The sequence below is a fragment of the Sphaerochaeta sp. UBA5836 genome (assembly GCF_002432845.1).
Taxonomy (GTDB): domain Bacteria; phylum Spirochaetota; class Spirochaetia; order Sphaerochaetales; family Sphaerochaetaceae; genus Sphaerochaeta.
Genome location: NZ_DJGW01000026.1, coordinates 17,826 through 19,630, shown reverse-complemented (window position 1 = coordinate 19,630; position 1,805 = coordinate 17,826). Strand labels below are relative to the sequence as shown.

Sequence of the window (1,805 nt, the reverse complement as noted above, 5' to 3'; positions counted from 1 at the left end):
TCGGGGAACACCAGCAAGAGCGAGAAATCACCCTGCACTGCCAGGACGACCAAGTACACCGTTATGCCGGCTACGGCAAGCGAGCCAAGGATGAGACTGAGGGTAAGCAGACCTGTAAGCAGGCGCAATCCTTTGTTTGACAAACTAAGCATGGAATGCCTCCAAATATCGTTTTACAGATATTTTTTATCGTAGTACGATAAATTTGTCAAGACATTCCCTACTGCTTTTCACTGCGTAGCCTGTTTCGATGCATCCCAAATGCCTTCAGGTGGGTCTTGGAAGTGACAGTCACCCCGCTGATTACATCCACAACAAGGCTCTTTGCTTCTATTGCAGCTTTGAATAACTCATCAATGGTCCTTCCCTTGGAAAGCTTGACCGGCTGACCATTCTTGGCAGCAGCGCCCTTGAGAATCCTGAAACCCTCGACCTCACCGCCGGCCACCCTCACTTCGGTCTCGGTATCGCGAAGGTGTGAGGTACTGCCCTTCCACTGCCCGATGTACATCCCATCCTAGAGGTTCGAAAACTGCACGTTTTCAAATTGCAACCGGGAAGCCTCCTTACAGTTCGGTCCATCCACGCGCATCGCCATGAACAAGCCTACGGCGATAATCACTATCATACCAGGCAAAATCCACCACATACGATTTCTCCTACGCTTACGCATCATGTACTGAGAAGTGATATGTTCAGTCCCGTTACCGGTTGGAAAACGGAGACCAATGATTCGGTGATCCAACCCTGCAGGTTTTCATCGATGGCAAACACCCCGACTTCGGGGAGGTCGGCCAACAGCTTTTTGCATCCCTTGAGGCCTAAAAGAAAGAAGGTTGTTGAAAGGGCGTCAGCATGCAGGGAACGAGGGCAGACCACCGTCGTACCAATCAAGCCAGACCGGGCCGGACAGCCGGTCCTCGGATCGAGAATGTGGTGCTGCCGCTTTCCTTGCGAATCGATAAAGAACCGTTCATAGTCACCACTGGTGACAACCGAGACGTCCTTGGCCGCGATGGCTCCAACCAAAGAATTCTGGATCCTGGGATGACGGATGCCCACCTTCCATGCCGACCCATCCGGTTTCGATCCCAGAAGCAACACATTGCCGCCAAGGTTGATGTAAGCCGATTCAATACCCCATTCGATGAGCACCTGCTTGGCACGATCAGCGGCATAGCCCTTGGCCAAGCCTCCCAGATCCAACATCATCCCCTGTTCACCCAAGCCGGCACGTCGATTCTTCACATCCAACCGTATCTGGCGGTAATCGACACGCGATCGAACTTCATTAATGGCGGCTTGGGTGGGGGGAATTGCAGCATGGGTGAAATCCCAGAGATTCATCAGAGGAGCGATGGTTACATCGAACGCACCGCTTGAAAGAGCGCCGACCGCCACGGCCTCCTGCAGCACCTCAATGGTATCGGGGGAAACATCTACCAAACCGTTTCCAGCCTGACCGTTGATGCCGCTCACCTCGCTATCGGCAAGGAACCTGCTCAAGAGTAATTCCAGACGCTTCACTTCTGCAAAAGCCGCCTCAATTGCCGCCTCAGGCTGTTCTCCATAGACCTTGCAGGACAGTTGGGTATGCATGACTGCAAGGGTTGCCTCGACGCTACGCATGATCACATCCTTGCATCAGGCCATCCATCACCAACGAGGTGATCGTGTCCAGCAACCGGGGAAAGTGCTCAACTCCGATCTCCTCCTTGTGCACATCGATGTTCATAATCGCCGTGAATACCAACATGATCGTCGCGGCATCGACATCGCTTCTGATTTTTCCCTCGGCCTGCCAC

3 protein-coding genes and 1 pseudogene are annotated in these 1,805 nt (G+C 53.1%); all 4 read right to left on the bottom strand.

Features of this window, described 5'->3' with window-relative positions:
- Positions 1 to 220 precede the first annotated feature (220 nt).
- Complete coding sequence (locus tag B3F49_RS02175) at positions 221 to 511, bottom strand: hypothetical protein (RefSeq protein WP_293908773.1); 291 nt, start codon at positions 509 to 511, stop codon at positions 221 to 223.
- 6 nt (positions 512 to 517) lie between these two features.
- Positions 518 to 649, bottom strand: coding sequence for a hypothetical protein (locus tag B3F49_RS02170; protein ID WP_293908772.1), 132 nt, complete (start codon positions 647 to 649; stop codon positions 518 to 520).
- Between the two features lie 23 nt (positions 650 to 672).
- Positions 673 to 1,629 carry an FAD:protein FMN transferase gene (locus B3F49_RS02165; RefSeq protein ID WP_293908771.1) on the bottom strand — a complete coding sequence of 319 codons (957 nt, stop codon included), beginning with the start codon at positions 1,627 to 1,629 and terminating at the stop codon, positions 673 to 675.
- Positions 1,622 to 1,805: pseudogene (locus tag B3F49_RS02160) on the bottom strand (TetR/AcrR family transcriptional regulator); the annotation flags it as partial. The gene B3F49_RS02165 and the pseudogene B3F49_RS02160, both read right to left, overlap by 8 nt.